Origin of the sequence: Rhodopseudomonas sp. BR0G17, from assembly GCF_010907025.1 — a bacterium.
Classification (GTDB): Bacteria; Pseudomonadota; Alphaproteobacteria; order Rhizobiales; family Xanthobacteraceae; genus Rhodopseudomonas; species Rhodopseudomonas palustris_H.
In genome coordinates this window covers 26,186-53,038 of sequence record NZ_QUML01000016.1, presented here as the reverse complement: position 1 = coordinate 53,038, position 26,853 = coordinate 26,186, and the positions used below count along the sequence as shown (strand labels likewise).

General features: G+C 59.8%; 20 protein-coding genes. 5 read left to right on the top strand and 15 right to left on the bottom strand.

All coding sequences use genetic code 11. The annotated features are described in order from the left end of the window. Positions 1-2 precede the first annotated feature (2 nt). The 6 genes from DY467_RS14160 to DY467_RS14135 form a co-directional block, all read right to left on the bottom strand. Positions 3-665, bottom strand: coding sequence for a transglutaminase-like cysteine peptidase (locus tag DY467_RS14160; RefSeq protein ID WP_164636875.1), 663 nt, complete (start codon positions 663-665; stop codon positions 3-5). A 547-nt stretch (positions 666-1,212) separates the two neighbouring features. Next, entirely contained in the window at positions 1,213-1,377 is a 165-nt protein-coding gene (locus DY467_RS14155; protein ID WP_164636872.1) for a hypothetical protein, read from the bottom strand. Positions 1,378-1,471: 94 nt separating this feature from the next. Beyond that, the gene (locus DY467_RS14150; RefSeq protein ID WP_107345156.1) at positions 1,472-2,146 is read right to left on the bottom strand and encodes a sugar transferase; all 675 of its coding nucleotides are present in this window, start codon (positions 2,144-2,146) and stop codon (positions 1,472-1,474) included. 805 nt (positions 2,147-2,951) lie between these two features. Then, positions 2,952-3,668 carry a hypothetical protein gene (locus DY467_RS14145; protein ID WP_205502357.1) on the bottom strand — a complete coding sequence of 239 codons (717 nt, stop codon included), beginning with the start codon at positions 3,666-3,668 and terminating at the stop codon, positions 2,952-2,954. Next, positions 3,665-6,013: a polysaccharide biosynthesis tyrosine autokinase gene (locus DY467_RS14140; RefSeq protein WP_164636870.1), complete on the bottom strand. Its 2,349-nt coding sequence runs from the start codon at positions 6,011-6,013 to the stop codon at positions 3,665-3,667. The genes DY467_RS14145 and DY467_RS14140 overlap by 4 nt, the downstream gene beginning before the upstream one ends. Positions 6,014-6,071: 58 nt before the next feature. After that, positions 6,072-6,710, bottom strand: coding sequence for a hypothetical protein (locus tag DY467_RS14135; RefSeq protein ID WP_164636868.1), 639 nt, complete (start codon positions 6,708-6,710; stop codon positions 6,072-6,074). 250 nt (positions 6,711-6,960) lie between these two features. Between DY467_RS14135 and DY467_RS14130 the strand changes: the two genes are divergently transcribed. Continuing rightward, entirely contained in the window at positions 6,961-7,737 is a 777-nt protein-coding gene (locus tag DY467_RS14130) for a metallophosphoesterase family protein (RefSeq protein ID WP_164636866.1), read from the top strand. Here DY467_RS14130 and DY467_RS14125 read toward each other — a convergent pair. The 3 genes from DY467_RS14125 to DY467_RS14115 all read right to left on the bottom strand — a co-directional run bounded on the left by DY467_RS14125 (position 7,734) and on the right by DY467_RS14115 (position 10,911). Beyond that, positions 7,734-8,852, bottom strand: a complete 1,119-nt coding sequence (locus DY467_RS14125; protein ID WP_164636863.1) for a glycosyltransferase — start codon at positions 8,850-8,852, stop codon at positions 7,734-7,736. The genes DY467_RS14130 and DY467_RS14125 overlap by 4 nt on opposite strands. A 31-nt stretch (positions 8,853-8,883) precedes the next feature. Continuing rightward, positions 8,884-9,690, bottom strand: coding sequence for a glycosyltransferase family 25 protein (locus tag DY467_RS14120; protein WP_164636861.1), 807 nt, complete (start codon positions 9,688-9,690; stop codon positions 8,884-8,886). Positions 9,691-9,765: 75 nt separating this feature from the next. Further along, positions 9,766-10,911: a DegT/DnrJ/EryC1/StrS family aminotransferase gene (locus DY467_RS14115; protein WP_164636859.1), complete on the bottom strand. Its 1,146-nt coding sequence runs from the start codon at positions 10,909-10,911 to the stop codon at positions 9,766-9,768. 608 nt (positions 10,912-11,519) lie between these two features. On the opposite strand from DY467_RS14115, the gene DY467_RS14110 reads away from it, so the two are divergent. Both DY467_RS14110 and DY467_RS14105 read left to right on the top strand, forming a co-directional pair. Next, on the top strand, positions 11,520-12,656 hold the full coding sequence (locus tag DY467_RS14110; RefSeq protein ID WP_164636856.1) for an acyltransferase family protein: 1,137 nt from the start codon (positions 11,520-11,522) through the stop codon (positions 12,654-12,656). 138 nt (positions 12,657-12,794) lie between these two features. Then, positions 12,795-14,288: a lipopolysaccharide biosynthesis protein gene (locus tag DY467_RS14105; protein ID WP_164636853.1), complete on the top strand. Its 1,494-nt coding sequence runs from the start codon at positions 12,795-12,797 to the stop codon at positions 14,286-14,288. A gap of 104 nt (positions 14,289-14,392) precedes the next feature. On the opposite strand, the gene DY467_RS14100 is transcribed toward DY467_RS14105, so the two are convergent. Both DY467_RS14100 and DY467_RS14095 read right to left on the bottom strand, forming a co-directional pair. Beyond that, positions 14,393-15,337, bottom strand: a complete 945-nt coding sequence (locus DY467_RS14100; protein WP_164636850.1) for a glycosyltransferase family 2 protein — start codon at positions 15,335-15,337, stop codon at positions 14,393-14,395. After that, positions 15,306-16,406, bottom strand: a complete 1,101-nt coding sequence (locus DY467_RS14095; protein ID WP_164636848.1) for a glycosyltransferase family 4 protein — start codon at positions 16,404-16,406, stop codon at positions 15,306-15,308. The genes DY467_RS14100 and DY467_RS14095 overlap by 32 nt, the downstream gene beginning before the upstream one ends. A 499-nt stretch (positions 16,407-16,905) precedes the next feature. On the opposite strand from DY467_RS14095, the gene DY467_RS14090 reads away from it, so the two are divergent. Continuing rightward, a complete protein-coding gene (locus tag DY467_RS14090; RefSeq protein ID WP_164636846.1) occupies positions 16,906-18,348 on the top strand; it encodes a hypothetical protein in 1,443 nt (480 codons plus the stop codon). On the opposite strand, the gene DY467_RS14085 is transcribed toward DY467_RS14090, so the two are convergent. From DY467_RS14085 to DY467_RS14070, 4 genes are all read right to left on the bottom strand, one after another. After that, complete coding sequence (locus tag DY467_RS14085) at positions 18,343-20,091, bottom strand: GMC oxidoreductase (protein WP_164636843.1); 1,749 nt, start codon at positions 20,089-20,091, stop codon at positions 18,343-18,345. The genes DY467_RS14090 and DY467_RS14085 overlap by 6 nt on opposite strands. 111 nt (positions 20,092-20,202) lie before the next feature. Further along, on the bottom strand, positions 20,203-21,339 hold the full coding sequence (locus tag DY467_RS14080; protein ID WP_164636840.1) for a glycosyltransferase: 1,137 nt from the start codon (positions 21,337-21,339) through the stop codon (positions 20,203-20,205). Between the two features lie 63 nt (positions 21,340-21,402). After that, positions 21,403-23,220, bottom strand: a complete 1,818-nt coding sequence (locus DY467_RS14075) for a glycoside hydrolase 5 family protein (RefSeq protein WP_164636837.1) — start codon at positions 23,218-23,220, stop codon at positions 21,403-21,405. Positions 23,221-23,311: 91 nt separating this feature from the next. Then, on the bottom strand, positions 23,312-24,451 hold the full coding sequence (locus tag DY467_RS14070) for an acyltransferase family protein (RefSeq protein ID WP_164636835.1): 1,140 nt from the start codon (positions 24,449-24,451) through the stop codon (positions 23,312-23,314). A gap of 486 nt (positions 24,452-24,937) precedes the next feature. On the opposite strand from DY467_RS14070, the gene DY467_RS14065 reads away from it, so the two are divergent. Continuing rightward, positions 24,938-26,851 carry a non-ribosomal peptide synthetase gene (locus DY467_RS14065; protein ID WP_164636832.1) on the top strand — a complete coding sequence of 638 codons (1,914 nt, stop codon included), beginning with the start codon at positions 24,938-24,940 and terminating at the stop codon, positions 26,849-26,851. Positions 26,852-26,853: the final 2 nt, after the last annotated feature.

Below are 26,853 nucleotides of genomic sequence, written 5' to 3'. Positions count from 1 at the left end.
GGCTACTCGGCGGTTCGCCGAGCGGCGAGCTGAAGGCGAGCGGAGACTTTGAGGTCCGCCGGCTCGGCCATCCTTCTGCCGACGTCAAACCAGAGACGAGCATCAGCGCGAGACTGAATCTTCAGCCATTCGTAGTCGGTATTCTGCCAGGAGCGGATCGATGGCGTCAGATTGTCGAGCACAAGGTCGCCGTCTGTTGTCGAGACCAGGAGCACCAGGTGCCCGATCTGGTCGGGCGTCCGCACCACCGACAGCCGCAGCGCTCGCGCCGGCAGCCCGCTTTCAATCAGGCGATGCCTTTTGGTGACGGCGTAATCGTTGCAGTCCCCCGCCTTTGGCCCGATCGTCCAGCCGATCTTCAAATCCGATCCATAGACTTTCTGGATCGGTACGATCTCGGAATTCACGCTGCGATTGATTGCTTCCAGCAATTTGAGCGTCGATGGGGAAAGCTCGACGCGGTCGGTCGGATCGCGATCGGATGCGCAATCCATCGGATAACGCATGCAGAACCGAACATGCTGAAAGGGAGCCAAAGCCGGGGTCGCCTCGGCCAGCACCTGGACAGCACCGCTCCGGCCAGTGATAGGCCGTGCAACCGAGGGGCTGACAACGACGATGACAGCCGCCAGCGAGAGGATCGGACAGAGCAGCTTCTTCAGCATCGAACGCAACTGATCTTGGGCTTGCCTACGGGAACGGCTGGTCCAGAGGATGCATCTGCGAAGTAAATGAACGGCTACGGATCGAGGTTAACGATCAGTGCTGCTTATAAAGTGTGCTGTCTCAGCGGGGGCGAGCAGGCGAGCCGGGAACGTGGCTGCGGCAGCCGATTGCCTCCAGGAACAGAAGTCTACCAGAAGTCGGCCATAAGGCTACGTCGGCGATGAGGCTCGATGAGGGCCGCTGGAAGCTTCTTTCGCGGGTGACGCTCAAGGCGGGCGCGGGCGGGCCTGTAATAATCCGAGATGACGGCGACGTCGGGGGGGGTGAGTCCGGCGAGCGATCGGGCGAATTGGGTAGGATTCAGTGGTGGCCTGCCGGCGCAAAAACCGAGATGTTGCTTCAGTGCCGAAGCGCCTCTCGCGCGGAAGATAAGCCACAGACTGCACCAGGCGCTCTGAGCGCCCGAGGTGCTTGCAGATAGGCCCTGATGGCCGTCGGTCTAGAGATGCCTATTACAAAAGCATGTCCGCCTTCAGAGATCGTGGTTCACTTGAAGAAGAAGAACCAGACTGCGGCGACCACGTTCTCCAGCGAGAGACCCAAGCCGATGACGAGCAGTCCGATCCATGCCAACAGGGTGGCCGCGTTGAGAGCGACCAGGATCTTAAATACGCTCTTGCGTTTCGGATGAGAGATGAGATCGGTGCTCACGTCTTTGGTCTCGGCGAGTTGTCTGTTGCAGTGTTCCTTTGTCGCTCCAGTTACGCGCTGAGTTCACGTCACAGAACGCTTCACCCTAACTGTCTCAATATGCGCCGTACGCGGTGAGCAGTGTCGGGATGGTGACCAGGATGATCCGTAGATCGAGGCGATGCGACCAGTTGTTCGCATAGTACGAGTCGAGGGCAACGCGGCGATCATAGGTCGTGGTGTTGCGACCGCTGACTTGCCAAAGTCCCGTCAGTCCCGGACGGCACGCCAAATATTCTGCCGCGCAGTGTCCGTAACGGCTGAGCTCTTCCTCAGTGACGGGGCGCGGCCCCACGATGCTCATTTCGCCCTTCAGCACGTTGAAGAGTTGCGGGAGCTCATCCAGGCTTGATTTGCGAAGCGCGGCTCCGACCAACGTAATGCGGGGATCGCGGCGCAGCTTCTGCGTCAATCGCCATTCCTCGGCTGCCTCCGGATCGCTCTCCAACAGCCTTTGAAGCCGCTCATTGGCGTCGGTGGCCATGGTCCGGAATTTGAGGCAGTCAAATCGCTGTCCGTTGAATCCGACTCGTCGGTGGCGGAAAATCGCCGGTCCGGGAGACGAGATCATCGTCGCGAAGTAGCACAGAAGTAACAGCGGAGCCAAAATCAGCAAGCCCGAAAGCGCCAAGAGAAGATCGAGGGTTCTCTTCGATGCGCAACCGACCGGAGTCGGCCGACTCCTGTCGGCGAGATCAAGCTCCGTATCTGTTCTCAGCAATCCATCCATCGTCGCACTCTCAAAGCCGCCCGTAGATGTCCAGATGAACTGTCACTCAAAGTGTTATTGAATTGAATGTTTATCAAATTGCGGATGGTGAATAAACTGTTGATCGCACCATTGCCGATGCAAGTTCGCGTTAAGATAAATTGCGCTGTTGACATATAGAGCAACAAACCGCCTCGGACCGCGAAAGTCGCGTCCCAACAGCCCTTTCAGACATCATTGGAAATGTTTGCTCGTCTCAGAAATGACGCTGGCTCAGGCGTTGCGGTGATGTCGATTCAGTGGATATCGAGCTCGTCAGAGTCGAAAGACTCCGAGTGGCAACGTTCTCGAATTTGCTCTTTGCCAAGTCCCTAACGGGCTGCGCTATTGCGTGCCGAGTGTCTGACAATGCAATTGCTCGACGTGGCATCGGAGTGCCAGAAGTAATAGGTCGTGGCTTTTCACTCTGAATAGTTCGATGGTGTGGGGTGCTGTTTAGGAAATCGCTCGCTCATCCGGCTGCGCGGTGTTCGGCGACCTGGGTCGAGGCGTCCTTGGCAGTCGAGCGGATTGCCAAGGTCACCATGCCGTCTTCGCACTCATGGCTGGAGCGGATGCGGTGAGAGCATTCGGCGTTCCTATCCGCGAACACGCTCTGGGCTGGATTGCAGAGCCAGGATCTTGCTTTGTGTTGCTGGAAGGAGCGAGGGCATTGCCGTCAATGCGCGGCCTGCCGGCTCTCTCAGGCTGTATGCTCTCGGTGTCTGGAGGGCTGAGGAGGGGAAGTCTGCTGTCCCCGCATTTGCCGCGGCATCGAAGCGACGGTTCAGGGCAAGAGTTTCGTCACGGCTGCCTTGAAGCGTAACTGGGTGCGGACGTCGAGCTGCTCGACCTGGGTGTCCAGAAACTCTTTCACCCCCTGGTGAGATCGCGCGTAAGCCTGGGCTGGCAGCTCCACATATCCATCCAGCAGTAGTTGGCGAAACTCGGAGACAATCTTGCTTCGTATTGCATCCGGGGCAAGTGAGGCAACCGGAGCTGCAACTGCGATCCTCCGAACAGCAATCCAGGCCTCTCGCGGAGACGTTTCGTAGGAGCGTTCGAGCAGGGCGAAGGTATCTGCGTCGAGCCGTCCTGCCTGCACTGCCAGGCCAAACAGAACCAGCCAGGCGAAGGACTCGGTCGGCGCGCAGGAGAGGGACTGATAGGCGCGGGTTCTGAGATCCGTGGTCCTGCGATCGAACTCATTCGTCGCCCCGGTCCGGAGTGCGACGTCGGCGAGCGGGATCTCGAGCATGATCAGCGCGCGTTGCGCACGGGTGTCGCAGGCATCAAGCGCATGAGCTGAGCGACTGTTCAGCACCGTGGTGCTGAAGCTGTCGTCGAATGTCTTGAAGCGCAGAAGATGGTCGGTAAATGCCTCGAAGCGATCGATCGCGATTGCGCGGTGAAAATTCGCGACCGCCCAGCCGATACCGATCACACCGATCGCAAAAAATACGAACTTGAGCGTCGTAGACCGACGAGCATCTGAGGACGTCAATTTGCGGTCTGCTCGTTCTCGTGCTTGGGAGCACCATAGTAATAATAACTGTGGCTGCGATACGAGTAGCCCTCGAGACGGCGCATGACGTCTTCGTCCGTCTTGTTGAGGACGGCACCCAGCAGCCGCTCGGACAGGGAGCGAGAGACACCGACCGCGCTACGGACTTCGTCGCTCATGGTCGCTCCCCATTCGACAACCAGGACGAAGGCGTCGAACAGGTGCGCCGCGGCCTTGACGTCGACCACCGGAAGAATGGGGGGCAGGTCGACGATGATGTACTCGTAATTGCCTGCGGCAGACTTCAACATCCGCTTCACGGACGGCGAGGTGAGCACGTCCGCGCTGTTGATCGGCTTCATCTCGGTCGCCGATGGCAGAAAATCGAATTTGTAGACTGGATCCGTGACGACCAGGTCGCTCAATTGGAGCTGATCGGCGACGAGTTCGAGCAGGCCGCGCTTGTTCTTATAACCGAGCGTTCTGCTCAGAGACGGATTGCGCAGGTCGCCGTCGATCAGCAACGTTCGCGCGCCGCTCTTCGACAAGAAGGCTGCAAAGCTGGCACAGATCGTTGTCTTGCCTTCTCCGGGGCGGGCGGACACGATGCCGATCACGCGTCCTCCACCGGGGCTCAGGTCAATCGCAACCTTGATGTGGCGGAGGGCTTCTGCGGTCGCCGAAAACGGCGCAACGTCGTTGATCTTCTCGAAGGCCGCTGAATTCGCCGGGCTTTTCTCGCGAGGCTGCCCCGGGACGTTGTCTCGGCGATGGACGAGCTGCTTCACCGCCCGCGACAGCCGGGAGGAAGTTGTCGCGGTCTGGGACGCGAGAGACGGATCCGCGAAGGAGGGGATGATCGCAAGGCAGCTGGTGCCCAGGATGGTTTCCAGTTGCGCTCGGGTGTGGATCCGGCGGCTCATCCGATCGCGCGCGAAGGCGGCGAGGATACCCAATGCCAAGCCTGATATGGCGGCGAGGGCGAGGGTCAGATTGGTTTTGGGCGAACTGCGGACCGAAGGCGGCGAGGCAAGGGTGACCACTCGTGCCTCGGTCGACGGAAACGATTGCTGCTGAACCGACTGGGTAAACCGCGTCAGGAAGGTCTCATAGATGCCACGGTATGTGGTGGCCGCGGTTTCGAGCTCTCTCAGATGGACCTGCGCCTGGCGCGTTCCGGTCGACAATTGAAAGACCTCGAGCATGCGTTTGTCGATCGAGTCCTCCTGCGTCTTCGCGATCTGGACTTCGCTGCGGTAGCTTTCGGCGATCCGGCTGACTTCATCCCAGATGGCTTGACGAACGTTGGCCATTTCGGACCTGAGATTGCGCGCGGCCTGATGGTCGGGTCCGTAGCGCGAGCTCCATTCGGCTTCCTTGCTCTGGTTGTCGAGGTACTGCTGGCGAAGGCGAGTAATAACCGGGTTGCTGAGGGCGTCGGTCACCACCGGGTCGGGAATCTCATTGCTTCCCTTTTCCTGGCGCAGTTCGAGAACGCGGGTGATCCGCTCCAGCTTGGCTCGGGCTTGACTGGTTTCGGCTCGGGCCTTTGCAAGCGCGATGCCGAGCTGATCGAGCTCCAGGTCGCTCGCGAGTTTGCCGTCGCCATTCACGATGATCGAGTTGCTCGACTTGAAGTCCTGAACCGCCCGATAGGCATCGCTGGCCTGCTGGCGGAGTTCTCCGATCCTCTGCTGCAGCCACTCGCTGGCGCGCCGGGTCGCTTCGAACTTGGCCTGGATCTGGTCCTCGATGTAGGCGTCCGCAAACGCGTTGGCGATGGCGGCCGCTTTCTCCGGCACCAGCGACGTGAACGAAATCTGCTCGATGTAGGATCGCCCGAGCCGGATCACCTTGAGATTGTCTTTCACCCGGCTGAGCGCACGTGCCTCGAGTTCGCTGGGCGTGAGCTGCGGCGAGATCGGGCCATCCAGGTCTAAAAGCTGATAAAGCCGGTTGCGAAGTCCGGTGCCGGACCCGATGAATTCCGGGTCCTCGTTCAGGCGGAGCTTTCGAATGACCTGCAGCGCCACCTTTTCTGACTTTGTCGTCTCGATCTCGCTTTCGACCGACGCGTCCTCGACCATCCGGTTCTCGGTCGCGAACTCCGACTGAGTCCAGGTGACACGTTTGGTGTCGATGATCATGTCGGTTTGGGCGGTGTATCGAGAAGGTGCCGCGGCCAAATAGGCGAGCGCAAGCGCGATCGAGATCACCGTCACCAGGCCGATGAAGCGCCAGTGCCGGGCAACGAAATCGCTGACGTCCAGCAGGGAGAGCGCGTCCTTCCCGGTGCCAATACGAGGCAGGCTACCATCTTGAAGAGGCTGACCGGCGAAGTTCATACGGCAGTCCTAAACCGTCATCGGCGTTGATACGGAGAATGCGAGTGACAGGCGGGGGTCAGCGTGTCGCGCTGACCGATCCGCCGGCCGTGACTGACTTGACGTTGTTATCAGTGCCATCGACGGCAACGATAGCGCGGGCGCCGGCGGTGATCTGGGTCAGCAGCGAAGCCCCACCACCGACAGCGGGATTCAGGGTAACGCGAGCCGAGCGGTTCGGGTTGTTAATGATGACACTCCCTGCGGAGCTGGTTGCGGAGGCGGCCGCCGCCGCTGTGGCCGCAGTCGAAAGATCTCCTGCGATCGCGGCGAATGTAGCCTGGAATTCACCATCCGGGAGCGAGGCGACAGCTTGCTGGATCAGCATGGCGGACTGAGCATCGATCGTCGTGCAGGCGGTGGCCGCTTGCGCAAGGCCAGCCGCGATCGCCGTCTTAAGTCGCGGCGGTGCGCTTGCTGCTAACTTCACGATGTCCATCGCAAGTGTCGCGTCGGTGCCGACCAAGTCTCGAACGGCCGTTTCCACCGCGCGACCGTCCGTCGTGGGATTCAGCACAGCTTTCGGATTTGATCTGAACTGTGCGATCGCCTGATCAGTGAGCGGCGGATTGATACAGGCGGCTGATGCCGACCAGCTATAGAAGGGGATGGAAGAAACAGCCGCTAAAAGCGCTATGCGACCCAGCCTGCTCGCCATCTGACGACTCCAAGGTACTGTTTATGAATATAAATTTTGTAGTTTTTAGATACATTAAACGCCCAATAGGTTCAACAACGGTCGGCGGTTATAGTTGATTGTGATCAACCAGAGGGCTCGCGATCGAGACCAGTATGACTATGAAAGATAAAGGGAGTTTCCTTCGTGTTGACATGTATGTCACCGGAGGCAAATAGGGGGATATGTTGAATCCGAGTAGCGGTACCTGTGGGCGAAAGGCTAAAACGGCGTGAGCAGATGGGGCGGGAAAGCTGAACAGGATCTCGGTTCAGGGAAATTTGAGCGCTGGTTGCCCTTTCTGCCCGACGGATTGCGGATCTATGCGGTCGGTGACGTGCACGGCAGGGCCGATCTCATGGAGCGGCTGTTTCGCCTGATCGATGATGATCTGGCTAAGCGCCCGGTGGTTCGCTCCGTGTGTGTGTTCCTCGGCGACTACATCGATCGTGGGCCAAAATCGCGCGACGTCATCGACAGCCTGATCCGGAGATCGCGTGAGAGAGAGCTTGTCTTTCTCCGCGGCAACCATGAGGCAGTCGCGATCAAATGCCTGTCCGATGAAGGCGTCTTCGAAAACTGGATGCGCCGCCTTGGCGGGGTCGAGACGCTAGTGTCCTACGGCATAGAACCGAAGAAGGTGCTGTCGGAATCGGGGGTTGCAGAACTGCAGTCGGCGTTCCGGGACAGTCTTCCGGATGCGCATCACCGGTTCTTGAAGGGACTGCAGAGCACGTTTTCCTGCGGCAACGTATTCTTTGCCCATGCCGGCGTGAAACCAGGCGTTGCACTCTCCGACCAGACCGAACGCGACCTGCTCTGGATACGCGACGAATTCCTGTCGTCGACGTTGAACTTCGAAAAACTGGTTGTGCACGGTCACACGCCGGTTCAGCGGATCGATGTGCGATCGAACAGGATCAATATCGACACCGGCGCCTTCGCCACGGGGCATCTGACGTGCCTGGTGGTGGATCGCGACGCTCTTAAGGTGCTGGCAACGGGCTAGCCTCTGTTGCGGGCGGTGGCCTCAGCTTTTGCCGCCAACAGCTGGTCGATGTGCGAGCGGAAGCCGTTAAAGAACGCCTGTTTGCCGAACCGGGCGGCATGATTGGCGATCTTGGCCGGATCGATTTCGATGTCATCGAGCTGCAGGATCGCCGCGCGGATTTGCTCGACCTCCTGTGCTTGAAAGAACAGCCCGGAGAGTCCGGGTACGACGGTTTCGGTTGCTCCGCCTTTTCCGAATGCGATCACCGGGCGCCCGGCCGCCATCGCTTCCACCGGCACCATGCCGAAATCTTCCTCGCCGGGGAAAATCAGCGCGCGGCAGTGCATGTAGTGGTCCCTCAAGACCTCGAAAGGTTGGGCCCCCATGACGGTCACATTCGGCCCGGCGATCCGCTTCAACTCGCTCAGCATCTCGCCGCCGCCGATCACCACCAGCTTTCGGCCGATCTGGTTGAATGCTTGGACCGCCAGATCCGGGCGTTTGTAGGATACGAGCTCGCCGGCCATCAGGTAATAGTCGCCCAGCTCTGATGCGGGGACAGGTGTGAATGCGGCGGTGTCGACCGGTGGATGGATGACGACGGAGTCTCGGCGATAGTAACGGCGGACCCGGTCTGCGACCGTCGCCGAATTGGCGATGAAGCTGTCGACGCGGGATGCGGTCGAAACATCCCACATCCGCAAATAGTGAGACAGCGGCGGCATCAGCAATTTCGTGAGCCGGCCGGCGCCATTCCGATAGTCGTGATACATATTCCAGATGTAGCGCATCGGCGTGTGGCAGTAACACACGTGCAGGGCATCCGGTGGTGCGATAATCCCTTTGGCGGGCCCGGACTCGCTGCTGATGACCAAGTCGTAGCCGCTCAGGTCGAGGTGCTCGAGCGCGAGCGGCATCAGCGGCAGGTACGATTTATACATCGAGCTGGCGCGGGGTAGGGAGTTGATGAACGACGTCGTCACGCGATGACGACGAATCCCATCGCTCACCGCCTCGGGGACGAACACGTGAGTGAAAATGTCGGCCTGCGGGTAGAGTTCGCACAGAGCCTCGATCACCTTTTCGCCGCCCCGCATCCCGACGAACCAGTAGTGTACGATCGCGACCTTCAACGGATTTCACTCCAGGCTACGGCGCTTCTGTTCACGGATCGCGGCGTTGCTCGACATCCACTCGACCGACCTGCCGAAACTGCCAATGGCGCTGCCGCAAGCTCTCGTCGCTCTTGCGAAGCTGGGCGTTCGTCAGAATCTTCCGAGCCTTGTTGATGACCCGTGCGCCCTGCCAGACCACGTTCTCCAAGCCTCGGACTTCAACAGTATGTGGAGGCATCGGGATGGATGTTGGCGAGAACCGCTCGATAATCGGGTAGGGAAAGATCGAGTAGATCGGCAACTGTGTGATCCAGAACGAATCCATGGCCAGGTCGACGGTCGCGCGGATCGATCGGTAGCTGTCGAGGAAGCGCCGCGCCGCCATGCGCGACATCAGATAGGCTTGGGCGCCCGCCGGGCTTGTGGTGAAGCGGACGATCGACCGGTCGTAGAAGAAGCCGAGATGAACTGCCTTGGCGTAATGTTTGCCGAACAGCCGGATGTATTCCAGCCCGTTGTCGGCGCAGAAGGCACAGAACTGGTCGAGCGGAAAATCGGTATCGAAGATGACGTCGTCTTCGAGCACCAGGATGTAATCGGCCTGGTTGCTGTCGACAAACTGATGGAGGATCGCGGCGTGGCTCGAGCAGACGGCAATTTCCGGAGGGGACAGATTGCGTCCGAAGTGTCGCCGCAGCTCGGCGCTGTCGTAGTGCAAGTTGGGGCACATCAGCGACGCGTGGGCATCGAAGTACTGCCAATCCAGCGACGTCTTGCTGAGCATGGCGGTCATCTGGCTCCGGCGCGCGGTGGCAGTCGGTAAGCTCAAGACGACGATTTTGACCGATGGGTTCATTGCCTGTGGCTTTGATCTCGGAGCATCCAGCGTGACCTCGAAGACGTCGCGCTGAATGCACGCATTCAGATGTCTCTAGGACGCCGCCTTGAGGAGGGACCGTCCACGCCATTCCATGAATGGAATCGGGTATTGCGGACCGAGCGAGACGCGGCAGGTTCGCGACAGGATGTCGAGCGTCCGGCTGCACATGTCTTCCGAGTATTGGATGTCTCGCTTGGCCCACTTCCACGGATTCATCCGATCATCGAACGTGCGCTGCGTCATGATCGGGCGCCAATTGGTATAGACGTGACGGCCGGTGTCGATCAGTCGGTCCACGCCTCGGTTCTGTGCGAATTTCTTGGCATCTTCCGCTGTATCGAGGATCACAGTCAGTCCGGCAGCGTTCTCTGGATCATTGTGCGGCGAGACTCGGAGCTTATTGCTCTTGGACAGGTGCTTCACCATGATCGGATAGCGCGCGCGCAGGCGGGAAATCAACGGGTCGAGCTTGGGCAGCTGGGCGTGAAGGACTGCGCCGGTCAACTCCGAGACCTTGAAGTTCATGCCGGTGAACGGCGCTTCGTTGGACTCGTAAGAGTACTCCCGCGTGTAGCTCCCGGCATCGTGGAACATTCGCGCGCGAGTGAAAAGACGGTCGTCGTTGGTCAGGACCGCGCCGCCTTCTCCAGAGTTGAGATTCTTGAATTGATTGAAGCTATACGCGCCGGCGTCGCCGATCGTGCCGACACGGCGCCCTTTGTACGTCAGCCCGACCGCCTGACAGGCGTCTTCAATAATCTTCAGCCGATGCTCGCGAGCAATCGCGACGATCGAGTCCATGTCACATACCAGATTGAGCATGTGAACCGGCATGATCGCTTTGGTGTACGGCGTGATCTTCCGCTTGATGTCTTCCGGATCGATCGTCAGGCTTTCGTTGACGTCGACGACGATCGGAACAGCACCGACCATGAGCGGGGCGATCGCGGTCGCCACCCAGGTGTAGGCGGGAACGAGTACCTCATCACCTGGACCGATGCCTGCCGCCGCCAGCGCTGAGATCAGCGCGCTCGTTCCGCTGTTCACCGTCAGCGCGTGCTTGACGCCGATCTGCTTCTCGAGATTTTGCTCGAACTGGGTCGTGTAGCCTTGTTCGCCTCCGCGGTAACGTAACAGTTGACCGCGAGCGACTACCTTCGTTAACGCGAGCCACTCCGAGAATCCAACGCGCGGCATTCGAGGACCCCAATTCGTTGCATTTAGTCCGAAGTTTACCCGTTGTACGTATCGGAGCAATGGGCGATCAGCAAGTGATCGGTCCAAACATAATGAATCCGCGAGACTGGTTCGACGATCTGTGTGTGTCCACAGTCACATTGCGTGAGTGATCGTTGAGAGTGCACGATGGCGCCAAAACAGGTGGCCTGATGTACCGCCGCTCAGCAATTCCGGTGCGTGTTCAGGCGTCACAAACATGTGGCGCGGCGCCCGCGTTTGGAGTCAGAAAACAGAGTTTACCTCAGGCGGTCAACCGCCTCTGACAGGACTGGCCCGTTGCTTCCTGCAATCCTCAACAGTTGTCTCCGCATTGGCAGTTCCCCTGGTAGCGCTGCATTGTGGCCTCAGCAGTCCGGCAGGTGGAGGCTTGTGGTGCCACACTGTTCGGCGGAGCAGACCCGACTGCCGCTGCGGTTAACCCACTCGGATCTTCGCCAAGATGTTTGTTGCGGAGGAGACTGAACAAGATCAGCATGGATCGAAGACGAAGAAAATGAGCGTCGTGTTGTAAACTGCCGATCGGAGGCGGTTGGGCTAGTGGGTGTCTATCTCGGGAGCGCCAAACGTTGACGTGCTCTGTTGATATAAATGTCAACAGAAGGCGGATCGATGCGATCCAGTTGCTTCGTGCGTTCGCGGCTACCGCGGTTGTGTTTACTCACGCGACGACCCGGATCGGCTATATGTTCCCAGAGGGAAAAGCGAGCTCGCACCTGTTTGATGGGACTTCCGGTCAGGTCAGAGTTGGTGATGCTGGCGTCGACCTGTTCTTCGTGATCTCCGGCTTTGTGATGCTGTATGTGCATCGGAACGATTTCGGCCAGCCGGGAGCGGTGACGGGATTTTTCAAAAAGCGGATCGCCAGGATCGTGCCGCTGTATTGGTTACTCACCACGGTGGCGGTGTCGGTCACGGTGCTGTCGCCGGGGTTATTCACAACGCATTATGCAGCGGCCGACCCGGCGTGGATCGCCGGCTCGTATCTGTTCCTGCCCATTCCCGCTCCCGGACGGGAGTTGTCGCCTGTCATCGGGGTGGGGTGGACGCTTAATTACGAGATGTTTTTCTATCTGGTCTTCGGGCTGTTGCTGACGTTACCGCGCCAACTGGCGCTACCATTGTTGCTCGCGTCGTTTACCGTTCTGGTCGGCATGGGAGCCGCGTTGGCTCCGGCTGCGCCTTGGGCGAAATTCGCAACGAGTTGGCTGCTGCTGGAGTTTTTGCTGGGGATCGGGGTCGCCTATTGGAAACTCTCGGGAGGCCAGTTGACGGCCCAGGCCACGCGCGTTCTGGCCGCCTTGTCACTGGCCGTTTTGTTGGCAACTGTGTATTGGACGCCAGACGAGCAGGGCGCTGGTCGGTTTGCATTCTGGGGTATCCCGGCGGCGGGGATCGTCGTTGCGGCGACAAATCTCGACTTGGGGCAGGGACGCCAGCGTCGGCTGGCCGCGGTGCTGGGCGACGCGTCTTATTCGATCTATCTGTTTCAGGTGTTCGCGCTGCCGATGTGGGGGCTCGTGATGTCCCACCTAGGTTTCGGAATGTTGCCGTTCGATCTCAATGTGGTGATCTTGACCATTCTGGTCGTTGCGAGCGGCGTCCTCGGCTGGGCATTTGTCGAGCGACCTCTGAGCCGCGCGATCAAGCCGCTGTTGTTTGGGCCGCCACAGACGGACCATCCGGTCGGGGAATTGCGGTCGTGAAGCCTATTGTCGGAAGATGCCTCGATGCCTGCCGTGTTTCGTCATCGCGAGCCCGACCGATGCAACGGTGCAATCGCAAACCAATGATGGCTCGTCCCTTGGCCGGCGCGGCGTCGCGGGTCTGATGTCTGGTGGGTGATGGGCTCCGAGAGTCACGCTGAGGCGCCGGTTGGTGCGCGAGCCGCGGCGAGCGCTGGCCTGCTGGTCGCCTCGCGCCTGATTACGCGGTGCATCGATCTGATCACCCTGAGCCTGTTGGGACGGCTGCTGACGCCTGCCGACTTCGGCATCGTAGCCATCGCGATGTCCGTGATTTTCATCGTCGAAGCGGTCATGGAAATCCCGATCGGCGTGGCGCTCGTCAGAGTGCGAAATCCCACCAAACGACATTACGACACGGCCTTCACCGTGGGGCTGTTGAGGTCCTGTATCTTGATGGCGGTGGTGATCGCGTTGTCGTGGCCGATCGCCGAACTGTATCGGGACGAAAGGCTAATCTGGTTGATTTCGGCGCTCGGCACCGCGCCGGCAGTCCGGAGCCTGGGAAGCCCGCGGATCACTGAGTTTACCCGTCGGATGGATTATCGGCCGATCGTCGCTTTGGAGGCGATGGGTAAGCTGACGTCGCTTGTAGTGTCGGTGGTGGTGGCTTGGTGCACGGGCTCGTATTGGGCGATCGCTGTCGGGACGATTGCGACGCCACTCACGATAGCTGTCGCGAGCCACATCGCGTTTAGATATAGGCCGCGTCTGTCGCTAGCGGAATGGAGTGCATTCTCTGCCTTCGTACGCTGGTCCACGATCAATCAACTGGTCGGGGCTATGAACTGGCAGATCGACCAGTTGATGCTGGGCCGGATGGTGAGCCGTCAGGACCTCGGCCGGTTCTCCATGGCATCAAATCTGGCGTCGTTGCCGACCCAGGTGATCATCGTTCAGCTTCTCAATCCGCTCACCGTGGCGTTTTCACTGATCCACGACAATCCCGCGCGATTGAAAGATGCGTATCGAGCAAGCGCTGCGATGATCGTCTGCATTGGCCTGCCGGTGCTGATCGGACTTGGACTCGTTGCGGACCCGCTGATCCGCCTGGTGCTGGGCGAAAAATGGACGGTGATCTCGCCGATCGTATCGTTCATGGCGTTGTCGATTATTCCGTCGCTGTTCGTGTCGCCACTATCGCCGCTGTTGATGGCGTTGAACCGGACGCAGGCGCTGTTCCCGATCGCGCTGTCGGAATTGCTCTTCAAGATGCCGATTTTGTTGGTCGCGATCTGGCTGTTCGGGATGGAAGGGGCGGTCGGGATGAGAATGCTGACCGCGTTATTCGTGGCAGCGGTTTCGATGCGGGCGGCACAACAAACGATCGGCTGGGCGGCATGGAAGCAGGTCGCGGAGCATTGGCGTTCGATCGTGGCGGGCGCGATGATGGCGGCTGCGGTTTATCCGCTCACGTGTGACCTGGAACACGAGCCGCAAATTGTTCTGATGGCCGCGAAGTTGGTGGGGGCCGTTCTGTTGGCTGGGGCGGTCTATGCCGTTGCCATCCTGGCGCTTTGGTTTGTCGCAGGGCGACCAGCAGGCGCCGAAGCGAAAATCCTGCATCTCGTACGATCAGCGATCAGGCGGTAGATCGACAGCGAATGCCGAACTTCGGCCTGATCGGAGCGCATTCGCGATCGCGGTGGCTGTGTTGGCGACGTCAATGTGGGCGGTAAAATAATCCGCGTCGAAAGTCACTGGCGAATGGAAAGAATGTTCTTTGGATGATCGCGTCCGATCACCAGGTCCAGGATGCCTATCCAGTTTCCCTTGCAGCGTCCTCTGCGATCGATCCACGGCTCGGGCTTGAAGGCGCGAACATGGTTCATTACCAGATTGCGCGCGATCAGCCGGATCCCGGCTTTGACAGACAAGGTCCCCTTCCGCATCAGATAGACCGGGTTGACGATCTGCGAATAGCCGAGGCGTACGCCAGCCAGACGAGCGGCTTTGACACCCTGATGAACTCCGGCGAAGGCTGTGGTCAGGGCGAGGCTGCCTCGGCGGCCCACGCGTGCCGCGAAATCGATATCCTCTTGCCAAGCGTAGAGCGGCAGGTTCTCGTCGAAGCGCTCGGCCCCGATGGCAGCGCTGCGATACACCATGTTGCAGCCATACAGTCCATCGAGCGAACAGATTACGTTGGCCTTGGGCCTGCCGTTCCGATCGTTGGCGTCGACCAGCGCGATGGCTTCTTCATACGGAATCCCTGCGGTGTTGATCCCATCCGCCAGCAGCGATCCATTCACGGCGACCACTGCAGGATGGTGCAGGAAGAAATCCTCGATCCCCTCGAGACAATAGGCCGAGGGGACATAGTCATCGTCAAAGAACGCGATGATGTCCGTAGAGCCAAGGAGCAACTCCAGCGCAGCGTTGCGCTGCACGGGAAGTCCCGGATTGCAGTAGACAACCTCGGCGCCTGCCAGCATCGAATCCGAGGGCGGAAGGTCTGACGGCTTCACGACCGCAAATACGAACCGGCTTGGCTGGAGGGTCTGTCGGAGAATGTGATCTTTCCAGCGACCAAGCTCCTCGGGGCGGCCGGTGCTGGCGACCACCACCGCGATCCTGGTCGACCTCGTCGACCCGTCAACGAGGCTTTCGCTATTTGTCTTCGGCGACGTGTCGAATGACATTGCAAAGATCCGCCCCGGCTTTCCGCCACGTAAAATTCGCTGCCTGCGCGACCCCCTCGGCGGAGCGCTCCAGCCAGAAGGGAGCCGAGCCCGCGAGCGACCTGATCGCTTCGATCCACTCCCTAGGATTGTCTGCCGCCGCGTAGAGCGCCCCTTTCCCTGCGACCTCGGGAAGGGCACCGCAGGGCGCGACGATGGCCGGGCAGCCCAAAGCCATTCCTTCCAAAGGTGGCAGGCCGAAGCCCTCCGTGGTCGATGGAAATGCTACGCACAGCGCCGCTTCTAAGAGGGACCGTAACTCACCGTCGGTCACGGACCCTGCAAATACGACATTGGCTGGAATGTTGGGTGACAAGCGGTCAAAGTCGCGGCGATCATGTCCGCCAAACAGGACGAGCTTGATGTCGCCAAGCTCCGGGCTGGAAAAGGCGTCCAGTAGAACCTTGATATTCTTGTGCGCCTGAGTGGAAGACAGCGCGACCACAAAGCGCCGCCGTGCAAGCGAGAGACGATCGATGATCTCGGGCGCTCGGGGGTACGTCAGGACGTGATCGACACCGTTATGGATCACCGAAATGCGCTCGGCATCGGCGACGCCGGCTCTCGCCAGTTGCTCGGCGGAGAAATGGGACACTGTCAGAATGCGACGATGTCTTCGCCCGGTCAGCGGCAGAATGGTCTTATACCACGTGCGAAAAGCAGCCGAATAGGACTGCGGCGTGATGAACACTTGTGCATCATGGATCATGGTGATCGCGTTGCCGATCGCCACCGGTCCAAGATTGCAGAGGTTGAGCAGCAGATCGGATCGGGCGGCGCGGGGCAGGTCGATCTGCTCCCACAGCTGCCCGCGCAAGCGGCCATAGCGCTCAACGTGAACGCCTTGCGTGCCGTCCGGTGCGGACTTGGGAGCAACGATCGTCGGTGAGGTCGAAAATACGCCGTCCAGGAGATCCTGGTTCAAAACGATCTGGCGAATAAGCTGATCGGCGACCCTGTGGACGCCGGTAGGTCGCGCTGTCAGGAACTTCCCGTTGATCGTCAGTCGACGAAAGGGCAATGGGTTCACCTAATGCGATCTCCAGAACGCCTCTCGCGTTCTGGCCAACTATCGATCTGCCGATGGCGCCAGATAGTGTCAAGACAACTGTAGAGGGAATAAGATCGCCCGTGCTTGTTTGTTTGGGACAATGGTAAATTCATGGGGCGCTCCTAATGGGAATGGGCGAAATGGCGTCTATCAAGCCCGTGGGCATGCGATGATGCTTGAGTTAGTAGGCGATGCGCAGAGTCCGGCGGTCGCCAGGACATCATGGCGGCCACGCCCTACTGCCTGTCCTGATAGCGTAGCTCGGATCGCTCTATTCGCGTACGTGGTCTGGTGCCGCGTCTGGACTGGCGGGATCGGTCCGATTATCGGGACAAGCGGCAGGCTGCACAGCCGCCGGACGGCATGGCCGGTTCGAAGGAGACGTTGACAGATTTGACTAAAGCGAGAAACTTCAGCGCGGCCGAGCCCCAATGAGCTCCGGCCGCCGACAGCAAGAGAAAGGCTCCGGGGCAACACCATGACGATCGAAGTCATCGGAATGATCACGCTCGCGCTCGGCGTGATCTGCCTCTTTCAGCCTGTATCTTTCATCATTCACGCCTTTGTATGCTCGATCCTGCTCGGCGCGGCCGCCGCCTTCACGCTGCCGAGCCTGGGCGGCACCAACGTCACCCCATCGCATTTGCTGTTAGGGTTTCTGACGATCCGCATTCTTGCTGAACCGGGTTGTCGGAGCCGGCTGTCCGATGCCCTGGTGATAGGGACGCCTGGATTCTGGCTGGCGCTGATCGTGATCGACTGTCTGGTCTCGGCCTATTTCATGCCGCGGCTGTTTGCCGGCGACACCTTCGTCTATCCGGTGCGAACCACCGGCTACATGGTGGTGCTTCAGCCCGCGACGTCGAACTTCACGCAGTCGGTCTATCTTGTCGGAGATCTGGTCTGTTTCGTTCTGATCTGGGCGTATGCGACTTCCTACGTGGGAAGAAGCCAGTTAGGGAGTGCCGCCATCCTGTGCGTCGCCGCCAACTTGGCCTTCTCGGTCGTCGACCTCGCCACCTATTATTCGAACACCACTGAAATCTTGTCGTTCATCCGAAATGCCTCCTACGGGTTGTTGACCGAGGTGGAGCTTGCGGGCTCGAAGCGACTGGTCGGATCGTTTACCGAGGCGTCCGCGTTCGGATCGATGACGGTCGCGTTCTTTGCTTTCACGTTCCAGCTCTGGCTTTGTGGAGTTTACCGGCGCTTGTCGCTGGTCCTGGCCGTGCTGTCCCTCGGCGCGGCGCTGCTTTCGAAATCGTCAACGGCCTATGTCGGGCTCGCGGTGGTGCTGGGCATCTTCTATTTCCAGATCGTCTCGGCGTCGTTCTCCGGCGCATTGCGTATTGAATCGATGGTTCTGCTGGCCGGGGCGCCGTTCGTGGTGGCGTTCATCATCCTGGGAATTCTCGCCGACGATCGTGCATCGAGCTATGTGGCAGACATTCTCAACGAGTTGGTGTTGAACAAACTGTCGAGTTCCTCGGGGGTCGAGAGATCGCTTTGGAACAGACAAGGGCTCGAGAACTTCTTCGACACCTTTGGGTTCGGCGTTGGCAACGGCAGCATGCGAGCGTCGAGCTTCCCGATTGCGGTGCTTGCGAGCCTTGGAGTGGTTGGAAGCATCCTCTTCGTCGGGTTCTTTCTGTCGGTGTTCTTGGCAAAAGACGGTAACGGTGTGGACGCGAGGGACGAGGGCTACAGAAAGGCAGCCAAGGTCACTTGTGCGGCGATGTTGGTGACGCAGGTTCTGGCGGGTGCGCTGACTGACCTGGGGCTGCCGTTCTTCATCTTCGCGGCGTTGGCCTGTGCCAAGCGCGATGCGTTGTCGAGAGTGAGGTCGAGCACCAGTTTGGCGCTCGAATCTGGGCTCGGTGTTCTCGCAGCGGCACGCCGATCCGGGGCAAGAGGACTATAGCAAGGTCTGTCGAATACGGTCGGCAAGACGGACCGCAAAGGCCACGATCATAAGAGTTGGATTGGCGTGGCCACTGGTCGGAAAGATCGAGCTTCCCGCGACGTAAAGACCGCGAACGCCGTGTACTTGGCAGTGTTCGTCGACCACGCCTGATCGCGCCGACGCCGACATCCGTGTGGTCCCCATGCTGTGCGCCATGTCGATAATCACGGCGTCGTTGAATGCGCCTTCCGCGACCCATGGTTCCAGGATCGGCTTCGGTAGCTGCACGTGCGCAAAAGCCGACTGCACGATGTGGCCGAGCCGCAAGATGGTTCGGCGCTCGTCAGCGTTGATCCGCCAATCGACCCGTGGCAACGGCAGGCCCAACCTGTCCGTCTTCTCCGACAACGTGATGCGACTGTCGGGATCAGGCCGCTGCTCGGATATGGCGTCGATCCACACGTCCGTCACCTTGTGCGGAACGCCGCGACTGAGGAAGTCGTCCGCGGCCACATTAGGCATGTAACGAATGGCGGTTTGGACGATGAGGTCCTTGACGGCGACCGGAAGCCGGTTGCTCGACAGTAGCTTCATGGCGGCGCCCTTGCCGAGGAGACCGGCGCCGGCGATGGCACGCATGGCATCCTTGACCTGTCGCTTACTCTTTCCGGTAAGGAGCCGTTTGACGGCGTCCCATGGGTCGTCCGCCGCATGCTCCGGCATGAAGTAGATCGCGGAATTCAAGAGATGCTCTCGCTCCTGCACTTCAGGCGTGATCGCGAGGCCATGCATGTACATCGAGGTGCGACCGCTGTTGCGGAGGCCGTAGAATCCAAAGCGCCGCATGATCTGGTTGGCGTTCGATCCGCCGAACCTGGCGATCCGCGCGCCGGCATGGTCCATCAGGAAGCGGCCCACCAGATCGTGCTGATTGCCAACTCCGTTGGGGTGAACCGTGGTTGAAGCGAGCAGAAGGCGCGCATTTTCGATACCGCCGCCGGCGATCACGGCGGCCTTTGCGTGCACGGTGTGGCGTTGCCCGTCGATTGTCGCGATCTCCAATCCGCGAAACCCGTCTCCCTCCTGGGTCAGATCGAGGCGTGTCGCGGTTGCGTTGAGCAGAACGCGAATGTTGTCGGCTTCCACCCTGAGAAAGTCGGCGCCGAACCGCATAATGTCGAGAGGATCGATCCGGGATCGCGAAAACTGCCAGAAGAACGAGCGAAGCCCCTGCGTGCCGAGTTGGGGTTCGGGAGGTGAAATGCCGAGCAGGGTCCAAAGGGTGTCGTCGTAACGGTTCGGTCCGAGGTTCAGAATGTCGGCTGCCCGATCGAGGAACGGATCGAGGCTGGATCGGTCTATCGGCCAGCCGGAATGCGGGACCCATGCTCGCTCCTGAAAATCGATGCCATCGAAAGCTGCCGACTTTCCTGCCCAAGCATGTGTCGAGCCCCCGAGCGCTCGACAGCGGACACCATAAGGTTGCTGGTCCTGAGTCCAGGAGCGGCAATTGGCGCCGTGAAAAGCAATCCTCTTCTGAATTTGGTGAGGGGCTTTCGGCTCGCCGATGCTCTCCAGCGTCGAGAGCTCGGTTGCTTGAGGGGCCTCTTCAAGCAGTCCGCTCTCGACGATCAGGACGCGCAGCGGAGCACCTCGCAACTCGCGCGCTATGGTGAGGCCTGCTGGGCCGCCTCCGATAATGACGAGGTCGGCCTCAAAACGAGTATCGGCGCTGAAATGAGCAAGGTTCTCGACAAGCATGATTTCAGCCTACCAGCCTGCGCTGAAGCCGGGAATCTCTTTCACCGCGGGCTGCTCTCACAGAGACTCATCTGTTAGCGAAAATGTCTGCCTGACGTTGCGCTGCAGTCGCTATAGCGATGTGGAGGGGCTTGCATCCGCATGCTGGTGAAGCGATGCGGCCTGGGACAGAACGGATCGCCAGACCCGTAGGGCGTTCTCTGTTGAAAACCTCGCAATACTCGTTCGCATCTGATCCAAGCGCTGCGCCTTCTCGTCCTCGCTCATAGCTGAGATCTGATGCATTCCCTGAGCGATCGCGTCGACATCCAACGGGTCGACGAGGATAGCTGATGGGCCTGCGACCTCTTGGAGAGCTCCTCCTCGGCTCAGCAGCGGTATTACTCCATAGTGGATCGCCTCGGCTGCCGGTAAGCCGAAGCCCTCAAGTAAACTTGGGAGGATGAATCCTTCTGCGTTGGAGTACAGCCAAAGAAGCTGGGGATCGTTGACGTACCCCGGGATGATGACGCCGGGGGTGCGGTCTGCGGCGGCGATGACGTGTTCGGCGCCAGGCTCCGGGCCGCCGCAGATCACATAGCTATACCCCTTCTCGGCGAGGCCGGTTCGTCCAAAGGCCTCGATCGCCCGCAACTGGTTCTTGCGGGTTCCCAGGCTGCCGACGGACAGAAAGAACTTGCCCGGGATAGACGTCACCGGTTGCTGGTCCGAGGAGCCCGAAGCGAACCTGATCGGCGGATACAGAACGCCCAGATAAGGGAAATCGTCGCCATAGAGCAGCTTGAATTCCTCGCACGAGCTTTCACTGGCGAACAGAAGATGCGGCTTGGCCTCCGCAATGCGATCGAACGCAGCCCGGTAGATCTGCTCGACACCATCGGCGTAAAAGGCCGGATGGGTCAGGGGGCCGACGTCGTGGCAAAGGATGATATCGGTTTCGCGCAGATCGTGGATGAGGACTTCTCTTGGATCGGTAAAGACGATCGGCAGCCTGTTCCGGCGCGACAAGAAGGCTGTGAGTGTCCTGGGATGCCGAACCCGCAGATCAATCTCGACGACGGCCAGACGGCCCAGGATACGGGCAATCAGCCCGGTGGGAAGCCGGTCTAATCCGAGCCTCCAGTAATACACCTTCCGGATCAGATCCTTCGAGCCGGCGATGAGATCGCCGCAGAAGAAGAACTTACCGGTCCTGTTGTTGAGCGCCAGCGTGAAGTCGCAATCGACAAGTCCTGGTTGACCAGACATGCGTAGCTCTTGTTCAGTCTTCAGCCGATCGGCGTCCGATGATGGCCTGATCGGAGGCGCGTGTCATGGCCGTTTTTCCACGCGAATGTCCTTGACCAGAAATTCGCTGGGCGAGGCAATCGCGTTTATTCGGAAGTGCCAGCCCCACTGGCCGACGAAATTCGCGTCATCGATCGTCCATGTCAATTCCTGCCAGTCCGTTTCGCTCGGTATCTCGCGATAGGAAGCGTTGACGTAACCCTTCTGGGATTCATAGTCCAAGCTGAAGCCTGCCTTCGGACTTCCAGGCAGCCGTTTGACCGTTGCGCTGATCTGTAGGCGGCGGGTGCCCCAAGGAACGAATTGCGGCGATACCGCGAAATAGGCGTAGTGACCTTCATTGTTCGCGACCGAAAAATCGAGCCGCCGCGAGGTCGAACCCTCGTCCGCGAACACCTTGGTGGTCTGCGGATTGATCTGCTGGAGACCGGCGCCGCGATTGGTCTCACCAAGAGAGATCGCGACAGCGTCCACCTTTGAAAAGTCTACATCTTGCAGGATCGGCAGGTCGCGGTTCTTCTTCGCCTGCTGCACGATTGCGTCCGGAAGCTTCGAAACGAACTGGGGCGTGGACGACAGGCTGAGGGGCTTGTCGGCATCCAGAGTGACCTCCGAGCCGTCGGTACGCGTGACCAAAACCGGCGACTGGAAGGTCGTTTCAACCGTTTTGTTCGATGTGGTCCAAGCGGCCAGTACGGGACCTTGTCGGCCCTCGAAGACAAAGCCCAGACCTTCAGCGTCCGCTCGGACCCATCCAAGATAGGTTGGGCGATCGCCCAGCAGACGGATCAGGGTTGCAAGCGCTTCGAATGAGGGGCGCGGTGAAAAGTCCGTGCGAAGCAATCCGTGGTCTGCCTGATCGTGATAGGCCGGCCCTCGCGCCTCGAACCAGAAGATCTTCTCGAACCCGGAGGCGAGCGCGAGCACGTAAGCTTTTGTCAGCAGTCGCGATTGGCCGGCTTCAGATCTCGGTTCGGTGGTTGCGACGGCGCCGACTTCCGAGATCCACAGCGGGAGCGAGTTGTCCAGGTTATGTGAGGCAAGCATCCGCCGCAGCGTCGATGCCATCGCCATAAACTCGATCTCGCCTCCGGCCTCGAGCAGATCGAGCTTTTCGTAGGGGTGCACGCAGATGAAATCGAAATGTCCGGCCGCGCCCGCTTCGATCGCGCGTTCCAGGAAGTTGACGTCGAAGTTTGCGACGCTAACGCCGATCTTTGCCGAAGGATCGGCCCGCTTGGCGGCCAACGACGCCTCCTTGACCAGCTCGGCGTAGATGGACGGATTTCCGTTAACGGCGAAGCTGCCGTTGAACTCGTTCCAGATCTCCCAGTGTTTCACCGACCCGCGATAACGCTCGACGATGGCGCCGACGTAGTCTTTCCAGTACTGGATGTCCTTAATCGGGAAAGCGCGGGTGCCGCCATCGGCGGAGGCCCAGGGCGCCAGATAGGCCAGCGGATAGAGGAGGCTGATGCCGTTTGCCGTTGCATCGCTGACGAGTCGATCCGCTGGGGCCCAGTTCCAGATGCCTGGGGTGGGTTGAATGGTCTGCCATTCCTGAAATGCCCGCAGCCATTTCACTCCAGCCTTCGCCAGGATCGGATTGAACCGGCGATGATCATCAAGCCATTCGGCGCCGGTGGCGACGCCCCACGGGCTGGTCTGCTGTTCGGCGCGATCGCCGGTCGCATCTGAGGCGAGGGCGCTTCGTTGACCAACGGCAGCGCCGGCAGCGATGATTGTCGTCGTCACCACTACCGGTACCAACCGGCGTGCCCGAGCGCTGAGCTGACCGAAAAAGGATGTGGGGCGCCCAAGACGAGCGCGGTCGAACGCCATTCTGTCTTGTCTCACTCGATCAAGTTGTGACTGCCAGGTGGTCTGAGATGTCCGAGCAGGAGGTGCAGATCCTGCTCGCCGGCCCAGATCGTCATGCATCCGCTCTCACAGGAGCACTGCCGCGGACTACTGTGGTCCGGCGCATGATCCGCAGATATTGCTTTTCAAACGACCCGACCAGAGACTTCAGTTGCTGAGCGGGACGCTCCACAAAGTGCCATGACATCGCCGCAAGGATCGCTGCGAGCGGCACGCATACCAGGATGTTGATCCACCAGACGCGGCCGGACGGAATCGTGGCTGCGAAGGTCTGTTGGATGACAAATCCGTACAGGTACATCCCGTACGAGTAATCGCGGTCGCGCACAATTGCGAGGCGGCGCGGTGTGGTGAGGCCTAGGAAGATCGCGACATAAGGAACGACCAGCGCGCCAAAATATTCGCCGCCGTAGCGGGAGTACATCCCGAGCAACGCAACCGCCGTGGCGCCCCAGAATACGGACCAGCGCCACGGAATTTCATAGCGGTAGTAATATAGCGACAGGCCGACGATCCCCGAGATCATCAGGGCGAAACCCGGAACGTTGCCGTTGAAGGGCAGATATTGCCATCCATGCCACCACAGGCGGGCGACGAAATGAAATACGATCAGCACGCCAACCGAGATCGGACCCAAGATGCGATAGCGTTGCACGCCGGCAATGGCCAGCAGACCGATCGCCCCATAGGTGTACAACTCGAAAGGGACGGTCCAGAGTTGAGCGTTGACGATGTCGGGCTTGGGATTGTCTTGAAACACGCCTGGAAGAAGATAGTGGATCTCGCCAATCGCGTTGAGCAGGTAGAGGAAGAACAGCTTGTCGGTGAAATAGTCGCTCAATGCCAGTGTGGTCAGCATCGGGCCGATCAGAAATGCGGACAGCAGCACCTCTACGGTAAGCGCCGGGAATATTCTGATCGCCCGAAGTCCAAAAAACTTAATGAGCGTCTTGCAACGATCCAGGCTGGCGGCAACCAGAAACCCACTCACTCCGAAGAACATCGGAAGCACAGATCGCAGGAATGGCCGCGCGGGCGTGTCCCACATGGCGGCATCCGCGGCTTGCCCATAGCTCGTCAGCACGCTGTGCGTCGCGATCACCATGACCGCGAGCGAGACCTTCATGTAGTCGAAGCCGGAAGGGCGTCCGGCGCTTGCATCAAGGCGGTCTCCGAGTGATTGCAATGACATTGCGCGATACCCAGTGATCGTTGACAAGGATGCATTCGGCGTTGAACAGCTTGGCGTTCAACGTAGTGCAGAAATATCGTGATCGCGGTGCGCGAAGTCGCATCGTAGTGCGTGTGCGACGTTGGGTCGTTGCGCTGTGCAACATCATTGTAGGTTTTTGAGAGCCTTTCAAGTGCGAGTTAGTCTCTCATCAAATTGTGCGCGTGAGAGAGGATGGCGTGTGAAGTGTCCGGCTCGCAAGGGCTGTTCCGCAGGCATTGGTGTCGAGCGACGACGGTTGCGATGGTTCCTTGTAGCGCTCGCGAGGCGCGATGAGTGGAGTGCGTTGACATATAGGTCAACGCTCGCCGTCGCAGAAACTATCGTTGATCGGGATCAGGCTCGCGTGATCGATCCGCGTTAGCGCTTTCGCTTACAGTCGGGTTAAGAGTAAGCTTAATATGCGAGGCAGATTGCCGTTAGTTGGTTGCAAGGGTAGGGATAGTCATGGCGAGCACCGTGGTTATCAAAGAAGGATCTGGCAGGGACGCGGCCGTGGCATGCACCGTTCCAGATGTTCTTCAGCAGATTGCCCAACGTTTTCCGGAATCCGTTGCCGCCATTTCCGAGCGTGGGCGGATTACCTTTGCCGAGTTTGAGTTTCGTTCGAACCAATTGGCACGATTGCTTGTCAAAAGAGGCGTGAAGGTTGGCTCGATTGTTGTCCTCCTGACTGGGCGCTCGATCGATACGCTGATCGGCATGACCGCGATTTTGAAGGCGGGCGGAGTCTATATGCCCCTTGATATCGGGCTAGGCCCGGAAGCGATCGGCGGCGCCATCCAGGATGCACAGCCGACGCTGGTTTTGACGGAGCATCAACCGGCTTTGATTGACGCGATCGAGCAGCGCCGCCTGAGTGACGAGCTCGATGCCTCGCGGCTTGAGCCCGGTGATCCGTTGGCGCTTGATCTGACGCCATCCTTGCCTGCCTATGTGATGTTCACGTCGGGATCAACAGGGCGGCCGAAGGGCGTTGTGGTGCCGCATCAGGCCATCGTCAGGCTGGTTGTTGATACGGATTTCATGACGTTGTCGCCCGCGACCGTGATGCTGCATGCGGCGCCATTGGCGTTCGATGCCTCGACGTTGGAAATCTGGGGGCCGTTGCTGAACGGCGGGCAGATCGTCATCGTCGAAGATGCGGTGCTGTCGGTCGATCGGATCGCCGAGACGCTGGGGCGTTTCTCGGTCAACGCGGCCTGGCTCACCGCCGGTCTTTTCCATCTGATGGTCGACGAGCGGCCAGAGGCGTTGTCGGGGCTCACGACCCTGCTGGCCGGCGGCGACGTTCTTTCGCCGGTGCACGTTCGTCGTGCGATGGCACTGCTGCCGGACTGCACGATCGTCAACGGGTACGGGCCCACCGAGAATACGACGTTCACGTGCTGCTATTCGATCCCGCGCACCGGCTGGGGCGATGGGCCGGTGCCGATCGGCTTTCCGATTTCGGGCACGAGTGTGCACATTTTATCGGATGCGTTAGAGCCCGTTCCCGACGGTGAGGAGGGTCAGCTTTGCGCGGGTGGGATCGGGCTCGCGCTCGGCTACCTCAATCGCCCGGAGCTGACCGCAGAGAAGTTTGTCGTTGATCCGTTGTCTGACGATCCGAAGGCTCGGCTTTATCTCACCGGGGATTACGTCCGTCGCCGGAGCGACGGAGCGATCGAGTTCCGTGGTCGGCGGGACCGTCAGGTCAAAATCAACGGCGTGCGTATCGAGCTCGACGGCGTGGAGCAGGCGCTGCGGCAGGATCCGGTCCTGGCCGACGCGGCGGTGGTTCTGTCCGCGGATCGAGGCGACGTAAAGCGGATTGTCGCTTTCTTGAAGCCGCTGCCAGGTGACGCTGCCGATGATCTTGAAGCCGGCATCATCCGCAGGCTCAAATCGCAATTCCCCGCCCAAGCGATCCCATCAACTATCAAGATCGTGGATGAGTTGCCGCTCAACAAGAACGGCAAGATCGACAGAGCGAAGCTGCTGAGCGACCTGATCGCGACGGAGCAGCTGGGCGCGCGTACCGACGATGAAGATTTCTCTGACGACAGTGTCGGATCGATCGTGGCGGACATCTGGAGCGCATTGCTGGGCAAGTCGGTCGATGCCAGGGCGAACCTGTTCGATCTTGGCGCGACGTCGCTGCAGATGATCGCGGCGCACGAGCGCATTCAGGCGGCGATCGGGCTTCGATTTCCAGTTACGGACCTATTCGCCCATCCAAGCATCGCCGAATTCCAGGCTTGTCTGGACGGAGCCTCGCATCGGTCGCTCGCCATTGCCGGAGCGGCGCGTGGACGCAGGCAGAGACGTGCGATGAGTGCGGCGTATGGCGCGCTCAATGTTCGGAGCCATCACGCATAGGG

Excerpts from the sequence above, each read along its gene's own strand:
- DY467_RS14160 (WP_164636875.1), bottom strand. The coding sequence starts at position 665 with ATGCTGAAGAAGCTGCTCTGTCCGATCCTCTCGCTGGCGGCTGTCATC.
- DY467_RS14150 (WP_107345156.1), bottom strand. The coding sequence starts at position 2,146 with ATGGATGGATTGCTGAGAACAGATACGGAGCTTGATCTCGCCGACAGG.
- DY467_RS14140 (WP_164636870.1), bottom strand. The coding sequence starts at position 6,013 with ATGAACTTCGCCGGTCAGCCTCTTCAAGATGGTAGCCTGCCTCGTATT.
- DY467_RS14135 (WP_164636868.1), bottom strand. The coding sequence starts at position 6,710 with ATGGCGAGCAGGCTGGGTCGCATAGCGCTTTTAGCGGCTGTTTCTTCC.
- DY467_RS14120 (WP_164636861.1), bottom strand. The coding sequence starts at position 9,690 with ATGAACCCATCGGTCAAAATCGTCGTCTTGAGCTTACCGACTGCCACC.
- DY467_RS14115 (WP_164636859.1), bottom strand. The coding sequence starts at position 10,911 with ATGCCGCGCGTTGGATTCTCGGAGTGGCTCGCGTTAACGAAGGTAGTC.
- DY467_RS14105 (WP_164636853.1), top strand. The coding sequence starts at position 12,795 with ATGGGCTCCGAGAGTCACGCTGAGGCGCCGGTTGGTGCGCGAGCCGCG.
- DY467_RS14100 (WP_164636850.1), bottom strand. The coding sequence starts at position 15,337 with ATGTCATTCGACACGTCGCCGAAGACAAATAGCGAAAGCCTCGTTGAC.
- DY467_RS14090 (WP_164636846.1), top strand. The coding sequence starts at position 16,906 with ATGACGATCGAAGTCATCGGAATGATCACGCTCGCGCTCGGCGTGATC.
- DY467_RS14085 (WP_164636843.1), bottom strand. The coding sequence starts at position 20,091 with ATGCTTGTCGAGAACCTTGCTCATTTCAGCGCCGATACTCGTTTTGAG.
- DY467_RS14080 (WP_164636840.1), bottom strand. The coding sequence starts at position 21,339 with ATGTCTGGTCAACCAGGACTTGTCGATTGCGACTTCACGCTGGCGCTC.
- DY467_RS14075 (WP_164636837.1), bottom strand. The coding sequence starts at position 23,220 with ATGGCGTTCGACCGCGCTCGTCTTGGGCGCCCCACATCCTTTTTCGGT.
- DY467_RS14070 (WP_164636835.1), bottom strand. The coding sequence starts at position 24,451 with ATGTCATTGCAATCACTCGGAGACCGCCTTGATGCAAGCGCCGGACGC.
- DY467_RS14065 (WP_164636832.1), top strand. The coding sequence starts at position 24,938 with ATGGCGAGCACCGTGGTTATCAAAGAAGGATCTGGCAGGGACGCGGCC.